Annotated in this window: 23 protein-coding genes; 15 read left to right on the forward strand and 8 right to left on the reverse strand. The window is 62.0% G+C overall.

Features of this window, described 5'->3' with window-relative positions:
• Positions 1-23: 23 nt before the first annotated feature.
• On the reverse strand, positions 24-824 hold the full coding sequence (locus ACH79_RS18610; protein ID WP_161852291.1) for a helix-turn-helix transcriptional regulator: 801 nt from the start codon (positions 822-824) through the stop codon (positions 24-26).
• A gap of 68 nt (positions 825-892) precedes the next feature.
• Here ACH79_RS18610 and ACH79_RS18615 point away from each other — a divergent pair, with 68 nt between their 5' ends.
• Positions 893-2074 carry an MFS transporter gene (locus ACH79_RS18615; RefSeq protein WP_161852292.1) on the forward strand — a complete coding sequence of 394 codons (1182 nt, stop codon included), beginning with the start codon at positions 893-895 and terminating at the stop codon, positions 2072-2074.
• Positions 2075-2124: 50 nt separating this feature from the next.
• Here the strand turns inward: ACH79_RS18615 and ACH79_RS45135 are convergent, their stop codons facing one another.
• Positions 2125-2373 (reverse strand): hypothetical protein, encoded by a 249-nt coding sequence (locus tag ACH79_RS45135; RefSeq protein ID WP_371419426.1) that lies wholly within the window; start codon positions 2371-2373, stop codon positions 2125-2127.
• Between the two features lie 375 nt (positions 2374-2748).
• Between ACH79_RS45135 and ACH79_RS18625 the strand changes: the two genes are divergently transcribed.
• The 4 genes from ACH79_RS18625 to ACH79_RS18640 all read left to right on the forward strand — a co-directional run bounded on the left by ACH79_RS18625 (position 2749) and on the right by ACH79_RS18640 (position 5211).
• On the forward strand, positions 2749-3165 hold the full coding sequence (locus ACH79_RS18625; protein WP_246738594.1) for a hypothetical protein: 417 nt from the start codon (positions 2749-2751) through the stop codon (positions 3163-3165).
• On the forward strand, positions 3165-3845 hold the full coding sequence (locus ACH79_RS18630) for an OmpA family protein (RefSeq protein WP_161852294.1): 681 nt from the start codon (positions 3165-3167) through the stop codon (positions 3843-3845). The genes ACH79_RS18625 and ACH79_RS18630 overlap by 1 nt, the downstream gene beginning before the upstream one ends.
• Before the next feature lie 106 nt (positions 3846-3951).
• Entirely contained in the window at positions 3952-4698 is a 747-nt protein-coding gene (locus ACH79_RS18635) for a transporter substrate-binding domain-containing protein (protein ID WP_371419462.1), read from the forward strand.
• 192 nt (positions 4699-4890) lie between these two features.
• Positions 4891-5211 (forward strand): hypothetical protein, encoded by a 321-nt coding sequence (locus ACH79_RS18640; protein WP_161852296.1) that lies wholly within the window; start codon positions 4891-4893, stop codon positions 5209-5211.
• 27 nt (positions 5212-5238) lie between these two features.
• On the opposite strand, the gene ACH79_RS18645 is transcribed toward ACH79_RS18640, so the two are convergent.
• Positions 5239-5496 carry a hypothetical protein gene (locus tag ACH79_RS18645; RefSeq protein ID WP_161852297.1) on the reverse strand — a complete coding sequence of 86 codons (258 nt, stop codon included), beginning with the start codon at positions 5494-5496 and terminating at the stop codon, positions 5239-5241.
• On the opposite strand from ACH79_RS18645, the gene ACH79_RS18650 reads away from it, so the two are divergent.
• Positions 5495-5800: a hypothetical protein gene (locus tag ACH79_RS18650; RefSeq protein WP_246738595.1), complete on the forward strand. Its 306-nt coding sequence runs from the start codon at positions 5495-5497 to the stop codon at positions 5798-5800. The two genes, ACH79_RS18645 and ACH79_RS18650, sit on opposite strands and share 2 nt — an antisense overlap.
• Positions 5801-6361: 561 nt before the next feature.
• Here ACH79_RS18650 and ACH79_RS18655 read toward each other — a convergent pair.
• Positions 6362-6715, reverse strand: a complete 354-nt coding sequence (locus ACH79_RS18655) for a cupin domain-containing protein (protein ID WP_161852298.1) — start codon at positions 6713-6715, stop codon at positions 6362-6364.
• Between the two features lie 613 nt (positions 6716-7328).
• Between ACH79_RS18655 and ACH79_RS18660 the strand changes: the two genes are divergently transcribed.
• Positions 7329-8180: a formate/nitrite transporter family protein gene (locus tag ACH79_RS18660; RefSeq protein ID WP_161852299.1), complete on the forward strand. Its 852-nt coding sequence runs from the start codon at positions 7329-7331 to the stop codon at positions 8178-8180.
• A gap of 61 nt (positions 8181-8241) precedes the next feature.
• Entirely contained in the window at positions 8242-9975 is a 1734-nt protein-coding gene (locus tag ACH79_RS18665; RefSeq protein WP_161852300.1) for a bifunctional protein-serine/threonine kinase/phosphatase, read from the forward strand.
• Between the two features lie 115 nt (positions 9976-10090).
• Here ACH79_RS18665 and ACH79_RS18670 read toward each other — a convergent pair whose 3' ends face one another.
• Complete coding sequence (locus ACH79_RS18670; RefSeq protein ID WP_161852301.1) at positions 10091-10885, reverse strand: extracellular solute-binding protein; 795 nt, start codon at positions 10883-10885, stop codon at positions 10091-10093.
• 196 nt (positions 10886-11081) lie between these two features.
• Entirely contained in the window at positions 11082-12305 is a 1224-nt protein-coding gene (locus ACH79_RS18675) for a polyhydroxyalkanoate depolymerase (protein WP_202639267.1), read from the reverse strand.
• A gap of 170 nt (positions 12306-12475) precedes the next feature.
• On the opposite strand from ACH79_RS18675, the gene ACH79_RS18680 reads away from it, so the two are divergent.
• Together ACH79_RS18680 and ACH79_RS18685 are read left to right on the forward strand one after the other, a co-directional pair.
• Complete coding sequence (locus tag ACH79_RS18680) at positions 12476-13129, forward strand: glutathione S-transferase family protein (RefSeq protein ID WP_161852302.1); 654 nt, start codon at positions 12476-12478, stop codon at positions 13127-13129.
• 306 nt (positions 13130-13435) lie between these two features.
• A complete protein-coding gene (locus ACH79_RS18685) occupies positions 13436-13870 on the forward strand; it encodes a cupin domain-containing protein (RefSeq protein ID WP_161852303.1) in 435 nt (144 codons plus the stop codon).
• 227 nt (positions 13871-14097) lie between these two features.
• On the opposite strand, the gene ACH79_RS18690 is transcribed toward ACH79_RS18685, so the two are convergent.
• Positions 14098-14331, reverse strand: a complete 234-nt coding sequence (locus tag ACH79_RS18690) for a hypothetical protein (RefSeq protein WP_161856439.1) — start codon at positions 14329-14331, stop codon at positions 14098-14100.
• A 192-nt stretch (positions 14332-14523) separates the two neighbouring features.
• On the opposite strand from ACH79_RS18690, the gene ACH79_RS18695 reads away from it, so the two are divergent.
• On the forward strand, positions 14524-14913 hold the full coding sequence (locus ACH79_RS18695) for a hypothetical protein (protein ID WP_161852304.1): 390 nt from the start codon (positions 14524-14526) through the stop codon (positions 14911-14913).
• A gap of 15 nt (positions 14914-14928) precedes the next feature.
• On the opposite strand, the gene ACH79_RS18700 is transcribed toward ACH79_RS18695, so the two are convergent.
• On the reverse strand, positions 14929-16035 hold the full coding sequence (locus ACH79_RS18700; RefSeq protein ID WP_161852305.1) for a mandelate racemase/muconate lactonizing enzyme family protein: 1107 nt from the start codon (positions 16033-16035) through the stop codon (positions 14929-14931).
• Between the two features lie 119 nt (positions 16036-16154).
• Between ACH79_RS18700 and ACH79_RS18705 the strand changes: the two genes are divergently transcribed.
• The 4 genes from ACH79_RS18705 (at position 16155) to ACH79_RS18720 (ending at position 20490) form a co-directional block, all read left to right on the forward strand.
• The gene (locus tag ACH79_RS18705) at positions 16155-16988 is read left to right on the forward strand and encodes an AraC family transcriptional regulator (protein ID WP_161852306.1); all 834 of its coding nucleotides are present in this window, start codon (positions 16155-16157) and stop codon (positions 16986-16988) included.
• Positions 16989-17140: 152 nt separating this feature from the next.
• On the forward strand, positions 17141-18067 hold the full coding sequence (locus ACH79_RS18710) for an SMP-30/gluconolactonase/LRE family protein (protein WP_161852307.1): 927 nt from the start codon (positions 17141-17143) through the stop codon (positions 18065-18067).
• A gap of 155 nt (positions 18068-18222) precedes the next feature.
• Positions 18223-18816, forward strand: coding sequence for a GNAT family N-acetyltransferase (locus ACH79_RS18715; protein ID WP_161852308.1), 594 nt, complete (start codon positions 18223-18225; stop codon positions 18814-18816).
• 24 nt (positions 18817-18840) lie between these two features.
• On the forward strand, positions 18841-20490 hold the full coding sequence (locus ACH79_RS18720) for a GMC family oxidoreductase (protein WP_161852309.1): 1650 nt from the start codon (positions 18841-18843) through the stop codon (positions 20488-20490).
• Positions 20491-20532 lie beyond the last annotated feature (42 nt).

Raw genomic sequence — 20532 nt, forward strand, 5'->3', positions numbered from 1 at the left:
TCATGCCTCCGCAAAGGGATTACTCACTCCTTGCCGGCAAATTCCGTCGGGGTTTTGCCGGTAACCTGCCGGAAGGCATGGGAAAACGCAGGCACGCTGGCGTAGCCCAGATCCGAGGCGAGCTGCTTGACCGAGACCCCGGCCTCCGTCGACAGCCTCTCGATGGCGGCTGCAATCCGGGCACGCTGGCACCAGCTCTTGAAGCTCAATTGGGTTTCTGCTGAGAACAGCCGCGACAGCGTCCGCGCCGAGGTGCCGACCTGGCGCGCCAGCGTTTCGATTTCATGGTCGCCGGTCACGTCCGCGAGCACGATGTCGGCGGCGCGCCGGCAGCGCGGCTCATGTGGCAGCGGGATGAAGGTGGCCGAATCCTCCGCCTGGTCGAGCTCCATCATGACCAGCCGCAACAGAAGCTCGGTCCGTTCGCGGTCGCCGCGATCGTCGAACAAAGCGAGGATGGTCTGGTGCAGGAGCGGCGACACCCGCACCACGAATTCCGCATCGAGACTGTGGCTGCGCACTTCGCGCTGCAGCCAGTCGAGTTCGAAATAAAGTGTCCGCATCTCGATATCGGCCAGCACGTCGATCGCATGTTCCGATAGCGCCGGAACCCACACAGCGCGGTCCGGCGGCACCAGCCAGCGGCCTTTCGGCGTCGTCACCTGCATCGTCCCCTTGGCCGCATAGACGAGCTGCGCCTCGCGGTGCATGTGGGTGTGGATCCGGAAGCCCTTCTTGTAGCTGTTGGCGATCATGTGGATGCCGTCGCCGGTCGAGGTGAGGCGCCCGATAATGGCGGCAATTGGCTTTTCGGCGATATTCATTGGCGACATCCCGTCAGGACATCCCCGTATAACCTATTTCTAAACGTTACGGGATTCGGGAATCGACCATGAACAGCCCCAGCCGGGTCATCACTTTCGTCAATGCCGCCCATTTCATCGACCATTATTCGATGCTCATTTTTGCGGCCGCCGTCATCATCATGGGGCCGGCGCTCGGCATGGCCTATTCGGAGCTGTTGCCGTACGCCACCCCCGGTTTCGTCGCCTTCGGGGCGGGCTCGCTGATCACCGGCTGGCTCGGCGACCGCTGGAGCCGGCGCCACATGATGGTGATCTTCTTTTTGGGGATCGGCGCGTCGATGATCGCCGTCGGCTTCGTGCAAACGCCGCTGCAACTCGGGGCGGCGCTGCTGGCAATCGGCCTGTTCGCCTCGATCTATCATCCGGTCGGTACCGCGATGATCGTCTCCTATGCCGACCGGCTCGGCCGCGAGATGGGCCTGAACGGCGTCTGGGGCAATCTCGGCGTGGCGTCCTCGGCGCTGGTCACCGGCGTGATCGGGCAATATCTCGGCTGGCGCTGGGCCTTCATCGCGCCGGGCATCGTCACCATCCTGATCGGCGTCGTCTTTGCGCAGATGGTGGTGCACGAGAACCGCACCGGCACCAAGCAGGCGGCGGCGCAGGCGAGGGTGGCGAAGCAGGACATGTGGCGGGTGCTGCTGGCGCTGCTGATCGTGGTGATCGCGATATCCACGACCTTCAACGCCATCACGGTGGCGATGCCAAAGCTGTTCGCCGAGCGGCTGGCCGGCATGACCAACAGCCCGGCGCTGCTCGGTGTCATTGCGGCCGGCGTCTACGTGTTCGGCGCGATGACGCAATACACCATCGGCAAGCTGATCGATCATTATTCGCTGAAGACCGTGATGCTGCCGCTGTCGTTTCTGCTGGCGCCGTTCATGTATTTCGCGGCGACGCTGTCGAACCTGCCGCTGATCATCGCTTCCATCGGCATCGTGATGGGTGCCTTCGGACAGGTCACCGTAAACGACGCCATGGTCGGCAAATACACTACCGAGGAATGGCGCTCGCGCGCCTATTCGGTGCGCTATTTCGTCGGCTTCACCGCGGCCGGCGCCTCCGTCGGCCTGGTGGCATGGCTCTATGAAAAAGGCGGATTCTCCACCATGCTGCAGGCGTTCGGCGCGCTGTGCCTATTGGTGATCGTGGCTGCGATCATCCTGCCGCAGGAGATCAAGGTGCCTGCGGCGCAAGCCGCGCCGTAGAGCATGATCCGGACCCGCAGGGCCGCGTTAGCGCAAAAGCGGGAACATATTCATTCGATCGTCGGCAGCACCATCTGCAGGTGATGGTTCGAGACCTGCATCAGGCCCTGGAAGGGGTGGCTGAGATCGACGATCAAGAACAGCGCGCTCGATACCGAGAGAGCGAATACGAGCGTAGATACGACGACGATCAGGCCCGGCTCTGCGAACAGGCTGAAGCTGGAGAAGATCACCACCAGCCAGAACACCAGCACGATGAAGAACGGCAGCGGTATCGCATCGTCGGCTTGCGTGAACACCAGAAGCCGTGTCCGGCCCATATCGGTCGTAAGCTGAATAATACGCGCTTTCAGCGAGGTCTGTTCCGCGTTGGACGGTCTGAGCTCTTCGACCGCGCTAGAACCGCTCGGCGGTCTCGCTGACGACGAAGGTCGCTCCGCCAATGACCGCGCCGATCAGGATCGAGGCGAAGGAAGCCAGAAACGCGGCGGTCGAACTCATGGCGTCATGACCCTGTCATGGTGCAGGCGGCTGGTATAAGGGGATATTGCATATCCGGGCGTACGCGCCTCGGCCACCCGCGACGATTTGCTGCGGCGCAATAGCTCGAGGCAGCGAAGCTAAATCGAACAGAACACTTGACCATCGCCACCCTCCTTGTGTGAGGTGCGCGCATGACCCGAATCCGGCTTTTCCTTTGCATCATTGCGATATCGTTGCCTTCGCTGGCGGCAGCGCAGACCATGAATTTCGAAAAAGCGGGGGCCATGCTGGCCGCAAGCTGCGGCAAGGACATCGATGACAATTGCCGCGGCGTCAATCTCGATGCGACGCGCCTGCGGGAGTGCCTGGGCCGCAACCAGGACGTGGTGTCGGCGAAGTGCAAGGCCGATTATCCCCAGGCCCTCGGCGCCATCCAAGCGCGCATTACCGCGCGTACCTCCCTTGTAAAACTGTGCAATTGGGAGCTGAACCGTTTTTGCGGCGAGGTGCGGCAGGACCCCGTCAAGGGACTGCAATGCCTGTTGGAATCGACCAAGAAGGCGACCCCGAACTGTAACAAGGCGATCAGCGCGGCGGGGTATCACTGATGCAGTCGATAAGAGGAAGGCTGCGCGACATCGGCCTTTTGCTGGGCGTCCTGTCCCTGATGGCCTGGCCGACAGCCGCGGCGCGTGCGCAAACCGTGACGTCGACCGCTGATATCATCGAGAAGCTTGCCGTCGAAGCCGAGTTGGATCTCGATCTGGCTGCGTTGCGCCAGCAGGCTGCCGACCGCATCAAAGCGAGGGCGGATGCCCAGCCGCAGAAGCGGCCGCCGATCGCGCCGCAATTGACGAAACTGCCGCAGCTCCGTTTCGACGTCGTGTTCGACCAGGACTCTTCCCTGATCCGGCCGGCCTCCTATCAGACCATCGGCAGCATCGCCGACGCGCTCACGGACCCGAAGACGCGGCCCTACCGCTATCTGATCGTCGACCACGTCGAGTCGGCCGGAAGGCGCGACCATAATCTGATCCTGAGCCAGCGGCGCGCGGAATCGATCCGCGACGTGCTGGTGAACACCTTCAAGGTGGCGCCGAAGCGATTGCAGGCACTTGGTTTAGGCGAAGAACAGTTGCAGGATGTCAATCGTCCGGCGTCGCCTGCCAATGCGCGCGTGCAGATCATTGTTATCGGCAAGTTCGAAACGGCCGAGCCGGCCAAGCCGGCAAGCCCGGCTGCGGCGACACAAAAAGGCGCCGCCGGGGCAAAGAAAAAGAAACAGTGATCATCCGTGAAAGGATGGGCGGCGCCAGCCGCCAGGGGAGGAGCTCCCGATGTTCAATCAACGTTTGCCGGGAATGGCCGGTCTATTGCTGGGACTGACGGTGATGATGACGATGCCTGCCGCAGCGGATGCCTTGAAGAATGAGATCGCGCCGACGGGGAAGTTGCGAGTGGCGATCGCGATCAGTCCGGCCGGCGGCGCGTTCTGGTCGACCAAGACCGATACCGGTTACGCCGGCGTGCCGGTCGATCTCGGCAAGGCGATGGCGGAGCAACTCGGCGTTCCCGTCGAATATGTCGCGCACAACAATTCCGGGCAGATCGTCGATGCGGCATCGAAAGGCACCTGGGACATCACCTTCCTGCCGAAGGATCCCGAGAGGGAAGGGCGGATGTCGTTCGGCCCGATCTATGAGGTTGCTGACGCGACCTACATCGTCAAGCCGGGTTCGACGGTGACGAATTTTGCGACGCTGGATCAACCCGGCATCAAGGTCGCCGCGGTCAACAACACGACCACCATGCGCGGTGCGATCGCGCATCTGAAGAACGCCAAGGTCACGGGCTACCAGACCTATGACGAGATCTTCGGTCTGCTCAAGGCTGGCGAAATCGACGCGTTCGCGCTGTCGCGCGACCAGCTCAACGCCATGGCGAAGCAGATCCCGGGCACCCGCGTGCTGGAGGAAACCTTCAAGCAAACGGTCACGGCGGTCGCGGTGCCGCTCAATCATCCGCTGTCACTCGCGTTCGCGGTCAAGTTTTTGAACGAAGCGATCGCCAACGGCACGCTGCGCAAGGCCTATGACAATAACGGCCTGAAGGACCGGCCGGTGCGGACACAGACGAAGTAGGCCGTGTATCCATAAACTTGGTGACGTGACCCAACGAAGATCATGTCACGCTTTGCCCCGTGAGCGACCAAGCTCGCGGCGGCGCAATGGGCCGCGAAAGCGGACATGGGCAAACTTTTCGGAAATTGCTCAGTCAAGCCTTAATCACTTTCGACTAACAAGGTGGCTGTTACCATCTTAAAGCGAACCACAATGGACACGTTGACGCGTCCTGCAGCGACCACCGGCATCGTGTTCGGCGTTGTTGCCCTTCTCGCGGTGGGCCTCGGCATCTATTGGCTCTTCAATAAGCAAGCAAGGCTGAAACATTTGGCCGAGCTGCGGAAGAGGCTTGATGACCTCAGGCCTACCGATCCTGAATACGGCGCGGTTAGAGCACTTTACACGTCCATGGTTATAGATGCGCACCGCTGGGGCTTCTTTCATTCCGAGACTGGATCAGGCGACGGTAGCGGGAGCGCCCAGCACAGCGGCGACTATCAGGATAGTTCTGGCGGGGGCGGAGATCACTAATGAGTGTAACCGGACATGAGCACAGAATTACTCTGTCAAGCCATAGCAGCGCGGGAAATGGTGTCGTTCACGCATCGAGGCGAACGGTACAGCGTTGAGCCCTACTCGGTTGGATACGAGGAGCAGGATGAGCGCGGCCGGCCGCTCCTTCTCCGCGCATGGCATGAAGTCGGGTGGCGGGATTTCGAAGTCAAGTTCATGAGCCAAATCGAAATTGACGGACAACATTTTACTGCTGGCAGGCAGGGTCATGAGGGGATGACCATCGTCCTCTGCGATGTCCATGGACGTGGCCGGTACAACCGCCTTCCGTAGATTGACCTTCTGGTATGAAAAAGATCTACCAACTGATGCGGCCGAATGGTGTGACATGAAGATCGGGGATCTGGTTGAAGTAGTAGCGGTGCCGGCATCGCTGCCGTCCGGAATGGGCACTCAGGCGTTGTTCGAAGCTTGCGTAGGTCGCGTCTTTCCCATTGAGGGCATCGAAAACGGGCTTCTGGAGTTGCACGTGGGCGAAGTCGTCGGCGAGAAGAACTACATGCACTCCATCTGGATTGAACCGGAATGCGTTCGTCTGCGCCCCTGATGCGGACAATAAGCCGAGAGCGCACAATCATGACCCATGCACGATAGTCTTGTCGGCTGTGGTTTTTACGGCTTGCTGCCGTCCCGGAGATCATTGGCGCGTCTCATCTCCCGCGCAACGTCATCGAATACCTGTGCCAACGAACGACCGTCGTTGGCTGTCATGGCCTTCCGAACCTGTCGTCCGTGCCACGCGATAGTACCGATTATGATTAGGAACGGAAGCCAGGAGACAATCAAACTTACATACCAAGGCACGTCGTTAGTCATGCTCACAACTCCGCTGGCGACTTTCGTGAAAAACGAGGCGCCTTGTCACTTGTTTCGGATCACGGCAGACGGCGCCGGGTGAAGTTTCCATTCGCCTTGGTACTAGCATTCGCGGTCTACAAGAAAGTTAAGCTCGCGCATCAAGTTTTAAGGGGGCGCAATCACTCGTCCGCGTTGGGTCGTTCGGCCAGGACTATCGGCCTGGCTAATGTCCGCTTGGCCCCGTGAGCGACCAAGCTTGCGCGGTGGCGCAATAACTCGCGAAGGGCCACAGGAGAAAGGAGGTGATGCGCTATGCAGTCTTGCGTGGCGCCGCCGTTTTGGCATCGCCGGTATTTGGCGTTCCGGAAGGTTCGATGAGCAACAGGTGTACTTCCTCGCGGGCAACCGGGCGATGCTCGACGCCCTTTGGCACGATGTACATTTCGCCGGGGCCGATCGTGATTGTTCGGTCGCGCAGCTGGATGTCGAGAACGCCCTTCAGGACGAGAAAAAAATCGTCTGTGTCATCGTGTTTGTGCCAAACGAACTCGTCCTTCACCTTCACGACCATGACGTCATAGTTATTGAGTCGCGCAACGGTTCTTGGCGACCAATACTCATTGAACGTGGCCAGCTTGTCGGTCAGGTTGATCTTGTCTCTCATCGTTGAACCTTCCGATCCTTGAGGCAGGCTGACGGTCGAGGTCTGAGGATAGTCCTTACGTCATTCCGGGGCGATGCAAAGCATCGAACCCGAATCCATTGAGCCTCGAACGTACCGAATCGAATCCGGCCCACGCCGTGCGTGCCGCCTCGGAATGACTGATAAGGGCGGGCTGCGCGGCAGGCGCAACATCTGTGCAACTGCACAAATACAAGGCATCGGCCCCAATCGGGATATCCTGCGATAGGGCCATAACCACGTAAAAATGCGCGCTTTTTTAAGCCTTTGGCTCGATTTCGGGTTGGCACATCGATTGCTTAATCCCGTCTCAGTCAATGACGACTGCCGTCCGTTCGGATTGCCAAGGCCAGCGTTGGCCGAAGGCGTTGGGATCAAGCAGCCTCAAGTGAGGCGCTTCGAGCAGTCTTCGGGACCACCTCACGATAGCTCGCGCATCCCAAGTCCCTGATCGGCGTGACCTGCGTCGTTCCGTGCCGTTCAGAGGCGGCGCGGAATTCGTCGCGCATGAGGACGGTAAGATTTTTCACTCAATCGGTGCACGGCTGCGCAGCATCCGGCGCGCTTCAACGTTGTCTCGAAAAGGGGAACAGGAATGGCCTATCTCGCGCCTTCGGAATTCGTGACCAAGATGGTCGACGCCGGAGAATCCAAAATCTTCATGTCGACGCGCGATACGGTCATCCGCGCCTACATGGCCGGAGCGATCCTCGCGCTTGCCGCCGCGTTTGCGATCACCATCAACGTGCAGACAGGCGTGCCGATCGTCGGCGCCGCGCTGTTCCCGGTCGGCTTCTGCATGCTGTATCTGCTTGGCTTCGACCTGCTCACCGGCGTGTTCGTGCTGGCGCCGTTGGCGCTGATCGACAAGCGCCCGGGCGTGACGATCGGCGGCGTGCTGCGCAACTGGGGCCTCGTCTTCATCGGCAATTTCGCTGGCGCCTTCACGGTCGCCGTTATGATGGCGATCGTCTTTACCTTCGGCTGGTCGCAGCCACCGGACAAGGTCGGCCAGGTGATCGGCACGATCGGCGAGAGCCGCACCGTCGGCTATGCCAATCATGGCGCGGCTGGCATGCTGACGCTGTTCATCCGCGGCGTGCTCTGCAACTGGATGGTTTCCGCCGGCGTCGTCGGCGCGATGATCTCCACGCATGTCAGCGGCAAGGTGATCGCGATGTGGATGCCGATCATGCTGTTCTTCTTCATGACCTTCGAGCATTCCATCGTGAACATGTTCCTATTCCCGTCGGGTCTCCTGCTCGGCGGCAAGTTCACCTGGTGGGACTATCTGTTCTGGAACGAGATCCCGACCGTCGTCGGCAACCTCGTCGGCGGCCTCGCCTTCACCGGACTGACCCTGTACGCGACCCACGTCAGGACCGGCCCGTCACGCAGCGCGTCGGCTGCGGCATCTTCGCGGTCGTCTTCCCGCATTGCCGCTTGATCCCAGGATGAGGATGGGCCTCTCCTCGCAAGGGAGAGGCCCATTGTCGTGAAGGGTGGGAATGCCGCGCGAGCTGAAAATATCGGTCGGACAATTTTCCGATAAGGGAGCCAAGGAAACCAACCAGGATTTCCATGGCATCCTGATCCCGGACGAGCCGCTGCTCAGCCTCAAGGGCATAGCCGTCGTGCTGGCTGACGGCATCAGCACGAGCAAGGTCAGCCGGGTCGCCGCGGAATCGGCGGTCAAGGGGTTTTTGACCGACTATTACTGCACCTCGGAATCCTGGTCGGTGCGTACCTCGGCGCAGCGGGTGCTGGAGGCGACCAATTCCTGGCTGCATTCGCAGACGCGCAGCCAGTATGCCTATGACAAGGATCGCGGTTACGTCTGCACGCTCTCCGCCATGGTCATCAAGTCGACCACGGCGCATCTCTTTCACATCGGCGATTCCCGCATCTATCGTCTCTCCGGCAACACGCTGGAGCAACTGACCAACGATCACCGCATCGTCATCTCCTCGCAGCAGAGCTATCTCGGCCGGGCGCTCGGCGTAAATCCGCAAATCGAGATCGACTACCAGATGTTGCGGATCGAGCCGGGCGACGTCTTTGTGCTCGCAACCGACGGCATCTACGAGCATCTGAGCGCCCGTCGCATGGCAAAGGCGGTGAACGAGGGCGGCGGCGATCTCGACGCGGCCGCGAAGGGGATTGTCGACCAGGCCTTTGAAGCCGGCAGCACCGACAATCTCACCGTCCAGATCGTCCGCGTCGATCAAGTGCCCGACGGTGCCGCGGCCGAAGTGTTCGCGCAGCCGCATGAACTGCCGCTGCCGCCGCTTCTGGAGGCGAGGGCGGTCTTCGACGGCTACCGGATCGTCCGCGAGCTTCACGGCTCCAGCCGAAGCCACATCTATCTCGCCGTCGACATCGAGACCGACGCGGTCGTCACCATCAAGATTCCGTCGATCGATCTGCGCGACGATCCCGCTTACCTGAAGCGGTTCATGATGGAGGAGTGGGTGGCGCGGCGGATCGATAGCCCACATGTGCTGAAACCCTGCCTGCTGCAGCGCAAGCGCAACTTCCTCTATGTCGCGACCGAATACATCGACGGCCAGACGCTGACGCAGTGGATGATCGATAACCCGAAGCCGAGCCTTGAGACCGTGCGCGACATCGTCGAGCAGATCGCCAAGGGTCTGCGCGCCTTCCACCGCAAGGAAATGCTGCACCAGGACATCAGGCCCGACAACATCATGATCGACGCCACGGGAACGGTGAAGATCATCGATTTCGGCTCGACCAAGATCACGGGCGTCGTCGAGGCCGAGCCATCAGGCATGCGCAACGACATCCTCGGCACCCAGCAATATACCGCGCCGGAATATTTTCTCGGCGAGCCGGCGACAACGCGCTCGGACCTGTTTTCGCTCGGTGTCATCACCTACCAGATGATGACGGGAAAACTGCCCTACGGCGCGCAGATCGCGCAGGCGCGAACGCGGTCGCAATTCAACAAGCTGGTCTACCGTCCGGCATCGCATGGCGACCGCGACATACCGCAATGGATTGACGGCACGCTGGAAAAGGCCGTGCATCCCAATCCCCTCAAACGCTACGACAGTTTTTCGGAATTTTTGTTCGACCTGCGCCATCCCAATGCGAACTATCTCTCGACGTCGCGGACGCCGCTGATCGATCGCAATCCGCTGCTGTTCTGGAAAAGCACCACGATCGTGCTGGCGCTCGCCGTGATCGTGCTGCTCGCCATGCAGCACATGCATCGCTAGTTCCTGTCATGGCCCGCTTCAGGCGGGGCATCCAGCACTCCGCGTCGTCAGTTTTCCGCCACAACGCCGGCTGCGGCGTGCTGGATCGCCGATCAAGTCGGGCGATGACGGAAGGCTAATTCGTAGCCCCCGCCGCAATCGGGTCGAGCCCGCTCTTGACGATTTCGCCGCGCGCGGCGGGCGAGGCGAGGAACTTGATCAGCGCCTTGCCGGCGTCGGGCTCCTTGGAGACGCTGGCGATGCCGGCGGAAAACACCGTGATCTTCTGCAATTCGTCCGGCAGCGGGCCGACGATGTCGATGCCTTCCACCGGCTTCAATTCGCTCATCTGCTGGAAGCCGATCTCGGCCTCGCCGCGCGCGACGATCTCGCCGACGGGCGTGGCCGGAATCTTTCTGGCCTTGTCCTTCATTTCGTCGGCAATGCCGAGCTTGCCGAACATCTCGGTCGAGACATAGACGCCGCTGGCGCTGTCGGAATAAGCGACGGTCTTTACCGCCAGCAGCGCGCGCTTGAGTGCGTCGGGCGTGCTGATGTCCGGCTTCGGCGTGCCTGATTTCACGGCGACGCCGATTGGTGATTTGACGAGATCGACGCTGGTCCCGGCGGTCACCTTGCCCTTCTTGGCGAGATCCTCGAGCGCATAGCCGACCATAATGAGGACATCGGCCGGTTCGCCGCGCTCCAGCCGCACCGGAATGGCATTGGTCGTCGTGCCCATCGATGGCCCATAGGCGGTCAGCACCTTGTGGCCCGTGCTGCGTTCGAATTCCGGAACCAGCGCCTTGTAGGCGGCCGACAATCCGCCGGAGATCATCACCCGCACCTCGGCGGCGCCGGCCGTGACGGTCAGCAGGAATACGCTGAGTGTGGCGAGCGCGAATGCGCGAAGATTGGTTGAAAGACGCATGATGGTTTCTCCCCAAGACGACTCTTGAGCGGTCGGCCATGGAGGATGTTAGCGCGCGAAGGCAGAGGCGGCTAGAGCCACCACCTCGTCATTGCGAGGAGCGTAGCGACGAAGCAATCCATGCATCCGCGCGTGCGGAGGGATGGATTGCTTCGCTTCGCTCGCAATGACGGGGAGAGAGCAGCGCAAGAAGCCTTCACGCATTCACATGCACGAAATCGCGCAGCAGCGGATAGATCTCGTTGTTCCAGCGCTTGCCGGAGAACACGCCGTAATGGCCGACGCCGGCCTGCATGTGGTGCACCTTGCGATAGGCGCGCACGCCGGTGCAGAGGTCCTGCGCCGCCAGTGTCTGCCCGATGGAGCAGATGTCGTCCTTTTCGCCCTCGACCGTCATCAGGCCCATGCGCCGGATCGAGGCCGGGTTCACCGGCCGGCCGCGATGCATCAGTTTGCCTTGCGGCAACAGATGCTCCTGAAATACGTCGCGCACGGTTTCGATATAGAATTCGGCGGGCAGATCCATCACGGCGAAATATTCGTCGTAGAAGGTCTTGATGACTGCCGCCTTCTCCTTCTCGCCCTTCGCCAGATGATTGGCGAGGTCGATGTGCTGCTTGATGTGCCGCTCCAGGTTCATCGTGACGAAGGCGGTGAGCTGCACGAAGCCGGGATAGACTTTTCGGAACGCGCCCTTGCACTGCACCGGCACGTAATTGATCAGGTTCTTCTCGAACCAGTTGATCGGCTTGCTCTTGGCGAATTCGTTGACCTTGGTCGGCTGGATCCGCGTATCGATCGGACCGGCCATCAGGGTCAGCGTCGCCGGCCGGGCCGGGTGGTTGTCCTCCGACATCACGGCAGCCGCAGCCAGCGCCGAGACCGACGGCTGGCAGATCGCCACCATGTGCGCGCGCGGGCCGATCTTGTCGAGGAAGGTGATGAGGTGATCGGTGTAATCCTCCAGCCCGAACCGGCCGTGGCCAAGCGGAATGTCGCGCGGATTATGCCAGTCGGTGATGTAGACGTCGTGGTCCTGCAGCAGCGTCTTCACCGTGCTGCGCAGCAGGGTGGCGAAATGGCCGGACATCGGCGCCACCAGCAACAGCCGCGGCTGCTCCGGCGCGTTCTCCTTCTTGAAGTGCAGCAGCGACCCGAACGGCGTGGCATAGGTGACCTCCTCGGTCACCTCCAGTTCCTGGTTGCCGACCAGCACCCGGTCGATACCATAGGCCGGCCGGTGATAGGTGAGGGAGGAGCGCGAGATCAGCTCGAGCGAGGCGGCGAGCCGTCCGAACAATTTGTCCGAGACGCCCTGCGGTACCAGATTGAGGTATTTCAGCGCCGCCGACGCCCCGGTCCGCCATGGCGACGTCAGGTCCATGTGGTTCTGATAGGCTTGGTACATCATTGACATCATTCACGTCAGCCCCTGTCCTGTGGGGCCATGCAATATCGACGCCAGAGCCGGGCCGATCGCCTGCAAAACTGGCACGTGGCTTGCTGCTAATTTGCTCGGCGCACAGGCATTGGGCGGCGGCGCGGCCGGCTGCCGATGCCTGTGCGGGGGTGTTTGAGGGAAAAGGCCAAATGGCGAAGACGACACTGACCATCTCCAGCAAGAACTACTCGTCCTGGTCGCTGCGGGGCTGGCTGCTGGCGAAATTCTCAGGACTTGAGTTCGAGGAGGTGGTCACCGCCCCGGACGATGCCTCGGCGCGGGCCGAAATCCTGCTGCTGTCGTCGTCGATCCTGGTGCCGTGCCTGCGCCATGACGGCGCCACCATCTGGGATACGCTGGCGATCGCGGAATACCTCAACGAGGTCAGGCCGGACGCCGGCCTGCTGCCGGCCGACCGGATCCGGCGGGCGCATTGCCGCTCGATCTGCGGCGAAATCCATTCCGGCTTCACCACGCTGCGCGCCTCGCTGCCGGTCAACCTCAAGGGCCATTTCCCCGGCTTCAAGATCTGGTCGCGCGCGCAGGCCGATATCGACCGGGTTTGCGCCATCTGGCGCGATTGCCTTGCCGAATCCGGCGGGCCGTTCCTGTTCGGCGAGCGCACCATGGCGGACGCCATGTACGCCCCCGTCGTCACCCGCTTCATGACCTATGACGTGAAGCTCGAACCCGCGCTCGCAGCCTACGCCAGCACCATCATGGCAATGCCCGAAATGCAGGAATGGATCGATGCTGCCAAGGCCGAGCCCGCCGATATCGAAGAGCTCGAGGTTGAATATTAGGCAAGGCCGCGAGGCCTTGCCTGTTTGAACGGCTCAGGCAACGCGCAGGCCTTGCCCAAGCCGGTGCCAGCCGCGAACGGCCTGCGCAATAGTCTCCGGCGTTTTGTGCCGGCCGCGGAAACCGAATTCCGTCCTCCACCCAATCGGTTCGCTGCACCGCCGCCATCCTCTCGCCGCAGTGCAGCGCGGCTGGCGCGGATTTCGCATAGCAACATGCAGCCGTGAACGCGACGATGCGAGGCTGCCGAAAATTTGGACGCTCTCCGACTTCGCGCGATCCCGCCAACGCGAACCGTGGAGGCTTCCATGAACCAGCAGGCTGTCGTCAGCAAATTCTCCCACGTCAAACCCGGCGATACCGAATTCAAGGGCGGAGGTCTGCGCGACTTCTTCCTGTATCGCGATCTCGGCATCGCCGATGCCACCGGCGGGCAGGTGATCTGCCATCTGGTCAAGGCCAATCCCGACTTGCCGCCCGAGGAGGGCACCGGCTGGCACAAGCACGAATGCGAATTCCAGATCGTGATCATGACCAAGGGCTGGGCGCGCTTCATGTATGAGGACAAGTCGACGCTGGTGCAGGCCGGCGACGTCGTGCACCAGCGGCCCGGCATCCCGCATTACCTCTACGACTACTCGGAGGACATGGAGTACCTTGAGATTGTCAGCCCCGCCGACTTCAAGACGATCGACGTGCCGCCTGCCGTCGACAAGGTGCCGCCGCCCACCCCGTGGAGCTGATCGCCATGTCGTCCCCGGAGGAATTAACGCTTGTCGTCGGCCGCTGGCTGCGTGCCGGTTGTGATGGTGCTCTATGTTGTACGCTGGCTCGAATGGCGGCCGACATCTAGCCGTGAACAACGGAGTACGACGGCAAATCAGTGATTCGGGCGCGGTTCGTTCCGTCCGCGTTCCCTACGTTAACGCCGCGCGTGTTCCCGTCGCATTCTGGCACAATGCGCCGCTCGTCAGCCTCTGTCCGCGATGTTTTCAGGGCGGGCGCGCGGCAGCCGCCAGCCGACCACCGTGGCCTCGACCATGCCGCCGGTCCTGTCGTTGCGCCATTGACCATCGATCCAGCGGCAGGCGAAGGGCAGTTGATAGGTTCCGCTGTGATCCTCGCAAAGAACTTCTACCGGCTGGTTCGGCGGCGGGTCCCCGTTGCCGTCGAACTGCGCCAGCCGCTTTTCACGCGTTGCCATACACTCAATCTCCACTGCCGCGCCGGTGAACACCGGTTTGACGTTCGCGGCTAAATCCATCCATCGTTAAGGGGATGAAGCACAGCGCCTGAATGAGGTATCAGTATGGTATCTCTGAGGTCGGGGACCTGCTTCGCGCAAATTGCCGTGATAGATGTTCCCTGCGCCAGATGCATTTGGAACGAGGATTTGATGATTGCTCCGAGGATCGCTTTCGCCGCTGTCGCGCTGCTGATGGCCTCAATGCCGGCGACCGTCCGCGCGCAGGACGTTCCCGGTATCGAGATCTGCACCGTCGAAAAAACCATGGAGCGTCGCACCTCCTGCCTGCAGAGCAATGTCGACTTCCTGCAGAAGACGATCACCAAGCTGACGACCGATCATCAGCAGAAATCGGATGCCGCCAACCGGCAGATCGAGGCGCTGAAGGGCGCGGTCGTTAACCTGCAGAAGGTCGTCAGCGATTTGCAGGCGGCACAGAACAAGGCCGCGGAGGATGCGAAGAAGACTGCTGCCCCCGCGGCGAAGGACGCGACGCCTGCTGCAAAGGATGCAGCGCCAGCAAAAGACGGCGCGAAGTAGCGGCTGTCCCGCGGGTCACGCCACGCGGTATTGCTCCATGACGGCCTTGTCGGGTTCATAACCGAGCCCCGACCCTTGCGGCACCTCGACATTGCCATCGGCGTCGACATCGATGCGGCCGCGCCACAAGCATGCGGCGCGTTTCATGGAGAATACTTCGACGAAACTTGTATCGTCGCGTAACGACATCAGGTGCAGCGTCGCCAGGAAGCCCGGCCCGAAATACGGCGAGTGCGGCGCAAGCCTGACGCCGAGTTCGTCGGCCAACGCGACGACATCAAGATATTCGGTGATCCCGCCGACCTTGATGACGGAGGGTTGCGCATGGCTCACCGCGCCCGCCTTCATCATCTGCCTGAACTGGTGCACCGTGCAGGCATTCTCGCCCGCCGCCACATTGAGCCCGCCTTTGCTCCGCACTTCGGCCAACGTGGCAAAATCTTCCGGCGGCCAGACCGGCTCCTCCAGGAACATCGGCGCGGCGTCGCGGCAGGAATGCGCGAACGCGATCGCATCCTCACCATTGAGCGGACAATTCATGTCGACCATCAGCGGAATGCTGGGACCGATCGTTTTGCGCGCGGCATACACGGCTTGTGTCGTGGTCTCATGGAGCTTGATCGCCTTGTAGCTCTGCCGCAGGGCAGTCTCGCATTCGCGTGCAATGAGTTCGGGCTTGCCGATCCGCAGCAGGCTCGCATAGGCGGGAATGTGCGTGCGCCTGGCCTCGCCGATCAGGCGGTGCAGCGGCACGCCCTCGACCTTGGCGGCAAGGTCCCACAGCGCGATATCCAGCGCCGAGATCGCAAACATGGTGATGCCATAGCGGCCGAACAGATGCAGGTTGCGCTGGATCTGTTCCATGAAGGCTGGAATGCCTGCCGCGTCGGGGACTTCCTGTCCATGCGCCTGCGGTGCGATCATTTCCTCGATAGCAGCAAAGCTTGTTCGCGGGCAGACATAGGCAAAGGCATCGCCCCAGCCGGTGATGCCGACGTCGGTGGAAATTTCCACCATGACGATTTCCAGAGCCGATATCGAGGAAGCGCCCTGCTTGAAACTGGCCACCCCCGCGTCATAGGGAATGCGGATATGATGCGCCCGAACCTTCGTGATGAGCATGGAACCGCTCCCAAAGTTTCGCCTACAGTGTCAGTGGAGAGATTGGAGAGCAAGGACTGTCAAACGACGCGCGGCGCCATCGATCATACTGCGGTCGCTTCGCATGAAAGCTGTCAGTCATGAATCCGGCCCAGAAAGCGCTCTGGTACATTGAAAGCCATCTCGCCGAGCCACTGACGCTCGACGACATCGCTCGCGTTGCCGGCGTCTCGCGCTTTCACGTGGTGCGGGCGTTCGCCGCAGCCACCGGATTTTCGGTCATGCGCTATGTGCGTGCCCGCCGACTCAGCAAGGCGGCGCAGGCGCTCGCGGCAGGCGCGCCTGACATTCTGAGCCTCGCGCTGGAGGCGGATTACAGCTCTCACGAAGCTTTCACCCGCGCGTTCCGCGACCATTTCGGCGTCACGCCCGAAGCGGTCCGCGCCGCAACGTGCCTCGATCGTCTCAAGCTTCAGGAGCCCATCGTCATGGATTCAACCCTGCTCGAAAATCTCAAGCCGCCACGTTTCGAAACCTCCAAGCCGCTGCTCATAGCCGGCATCGGCGAACGCTGCACGCATGAAAACGGCGGCGCCGGTATTCCCAACCAGTGGGAGCAGTTTCACCACAAGGTCGACGCCATTCCCGCGCGCATCGGCAAGGTCGCCTATGGCGTCTGCTGCAACGGCGACGACGCTGGTTTCGACTACATCGCCGGCGTCGAGGTCGCCGACTTCTCCGACTTACCGCGCGAGTTCGCGCGCGTGCGGATTCCCGAACAGAAATACGCGGTGTTCACCCACGCAGAGCACATCTCGACCATCCGCCGCACCGTCAACACGATCTGGAATCACTGGCTGCCGGCCTCCGGCATGAAGGCCGCCGACGCGCCGAATTTCGAGCGCTACGACGAAAACTTCGATCCTGCCACGGGCAATGGCGGGCTGGAGATCTGGATCCCGATCCGCGAGTGATTGCCACCGCAATGCTGCCCTGCGCAACGCGAACGGCCGCGGTTGCTTGGCAAGCGATATCGACTTTGCCATAACGAACCCGACACAAAACGTTGCGCGTGGGGGATCGAGCCTGAAAATCCGCCTGCAGCCAAGCAAGCCGGGAGGGTTTCATGGCCGATATCCGCGTTCTCGCCACCGATCTGGAGTTTCCGGAAGGGCCGGTGGTGATGCCCGACGGCTCGGTGGTACTGGTCGAGATTCGCGGCAAGCGGCTGACGCGGGTTTATCCCGACGGGCGGAAAGAGGTGGTCGCGCAGATTCCCGGCGGTCCCAATGGCGCGGCGCTGGGGCCCGACGGCAAAATGTACATCTGCAACAATGGCGGCTTTAGCTGGATTCCGACCGGCAAGATGATCATGCCGGGCCCGCAGGCCGATGATTATCTCGGCGGCTCGATCCAGCGGGTGGACCTGCAGAGCGGCAAGGTCGAAACCGTCGTCGACAAATGCGGCGAGCACGCCCTGCGCGGGCCCAACGACCTGGTGTTCGACAGGCACGGCGGGCTCTGGTTCTCTGATCTCGGCAAGCGCCGCGCCCGCGAGATGGATGTCGGCGCGTTCTACTATCTCAAGCCGGGCATGAAAGAGATTGTCGAGGCCGTGCACGGCGTGCTGCCGGCCAACGGCATCGGCCTGTCGCCGGACGAGAAGACGGTCTACATCGCGGAGACGCCGACGGCGCGGCTGTGGGCCTATGAAATCGCCGAGCCCGGCACCATCAAGCCGCGCGACGTGATTTATCGCGGCGAGCGCGGCAAGCCGATCGCGGGGCTCGGCGGCTACCAGATGTTCGATTCGATGGCGGTGGAGGCTAACGGCAATGTCTGCGTGGCGACGCTGGTCTCGGGATGCATCTCGGTGATCGCGCCCGATGGCACGCTGGTCGAGCAGGTGCCGACCGGCGACCGCGTGACTACCAATATTGCGTTTGGCGGGCCGGAACTGAAGACGGCCTATATCACGCTGTCGGGCAAGGGCGAACTGATCGCGATGGACTGGGCGCGGCCGGGCTTGGCGCTGAATTTCTTGAACAAGTGACGATTGCGCCAAAGCGCAAGCTTCATTCCGGGATGGTCCGAAGGACCAGACCCGGAATCTCGAGATTCCGGGTTCGATGCTTTGCATCGCCCCGGAATGACGGAGGATGGATCGCGGCCGCTTCGCAATGACGCGGCTGGCAGTGGAGAAACTAAATGGCCTTTCTTGAACCGGTTACCCTTCAGGGCGCGCATGCGCGGCTGGAGCCGTTGTCGCATGATCACGTTGACGGGCTGATGGAGGCGGTCAGCGACGGCGAGCTGTGGAAGCTCTGGTACACCTTCATTCCGAGCGCCGAAAACATGAAGCAGGAAATCGACCGCCGACTCGGCCTGTTTGCGGCCGGCACGATGCTGCCGTTCACGGTGTTCGATGCCGATGGGAAGATCGCGGGCATGACGACCTACATGAACGTCGATGCCGCCAACCGCCGCGTCGAGATCGGCTCGACCTGGTACGCCAAGCGCGTGCAGCGCAGCGCGCTTAATACGCAGTGCAAACTGCTGCTGCTGACGCACGCGTTCGAGAAGCTGAACTGCATTGCGGTAGAATTCCGCACGCATTTCTTCAACCATCAGAGCCGGCGCGGCATCGAGCGTCTGGGCGCCAAGCAGGACGGTATCCTGAGAAGCCACCAGATCGCGCCGAACGGCACGTTGCGCGACACCGTGGTTTACAGCATCATCGCCAGCGAATGGCCGACGGTGAAGGCCCATCTCACCTATCAACTCAACGACAAGCCGCGGTAGTTAAGCCGCGCCAGAAAAGAGACGATGGAAACGTTCGATTACGTGATTATCGGTGCGGGCTCCGCAGGCAGCGTGCTCGCCAACCGTCTGGGTGAAGACCCCGCGAGCCGCGTCTGCGTGCTCGAAGCAGGGCCGAGTGACTGGCACCCCTATATCCATTTGCCGGCCGGCTTCATCAAGACGTTCCACATGAAGAGTATCAACTGGGCCTACCAGCAGGAGCCCGGCCCGTGGACCGGCGGGCGCAGCATTTACGCGCCGCGCGGCAAGACGCTCGGCGGCTCATCCTCGATCAACGGCCATATCTACAACCGCGGCCAGCGCCAGGATTTCGATACCTGGGCGCAACTCGGCAATCGCGGCTGGGGCTATCCGGACATCCTGCCCTATTTCAAGCGGATGGAGCGCCGCGTCGGCGAATGCGACGATACCTATCGCGGCCGCGAAGGCAGTCTCACCGTCACCACCATGGACTGGCAGGATCCGCTCTGCGAGGCCTTCATGGAAGGTGCCGTCAGCCTCGGCATTCCGCGCAATCCGGACTACAACGGCGAGATCCAGGAAGGCGTGTCCTACTGTCAGCGCACCATCGAGAAGGGCCTGCGCGTCAGCGCCGCGACGGCATTCCTGCACCCGGCGCGGAGGCGGGGCAATGTCGATGTGCGGACGCATGCGCATGTCACCAACCTCATCTTCGAGGGCAAGCGCGTCGTCGGCGTGCGTTATCTCAAAGGCGGCAAGGGCGGTACGCCCCTCGAGGTGCGCGCCGGCAAGGAAGTCATCCTTTCCGGCGGCGCCTACAACTCGCCGCAGGTATTGCAATTGTCCGGTGTCGGCTCGCCGGAGCTGCTGCAATCGCACGGCATCGAGGTTCGCCACGCGCTGCCCGGCGTCGGCGAGGGCCTGCAGGACCATTACGCACCGCGCTCGGTCGCGCGCGTCAAGAACATCAGGACCATCAACGAACTGCGGCGCGGCGTCAGCCTCTGGGTCGAGGCGCTGAAGTGGGCGACGACGCGGCGCGGCCTGCTCTCGCTGTCGCCGACCATGGTCTATTGCTTTTGGCACTCCGGCGAGACCACCGAAAGCTCCGACCTGCAGCTCACCTTCACGCCCGCAAGCTACAAGGAAGGCGTGCAGGGCCAGCTCGAGGACGAGCCCGGCATGACGGTCGCCTCGTGGCAGCAGCGCCCCGAGAGCCGGGGCTACGTCCGCATCCGCTCTGCGGACCCGTTCGCGCCGCCGATCATCCAGACCAATTATCTGGTGGAAGAGATCGACCGCCGCGTCGTCGTCGCCGGCATGAAGCTGGCGCGCCGGCTGCTCGCATCGAAGCCGCTCGCGCCCTATTACGCCTACGAGGATTTCCCGGGCCCGAAGGTGCAGAGCGACGACGAGTTTCTGGCTGCCGCCACCGAGCGCGGCACCACCACCTTCCATCCCGGCTGCACCTGCCGCATGGGGCCGGCGGATGCCAAATGGGCCGTGGTCGACGACGAGTTGCGCGTGCACGGGCTGCAGGGCCTGCGTGTCGTCGATGCCTCGATCATGCCGCGGATGATCTCGGCCAACCTCAACGCCTCGACCTTGATGATCGCCGACAAGGCCTCCGACATGATCCGCGGCAAGACCGCGCTGGAGGCGGTGAGATTCCCCGTGCCTGCTGCGGTGTGATCACTCTAAATCGAAGTGAGGCGCTCGCAATGACGGAGCTGG

Origin of the sequence: Bradyrhizobium sp. CCBAU 051011 (assembly GCF_009930815.1) — a bacterium.
Lineage (GTDB): Bacteria > Pseudomonadota > Alphaproteobacteria > Rhizobiales > Xanthobacteraceae > Bradyrhizobium.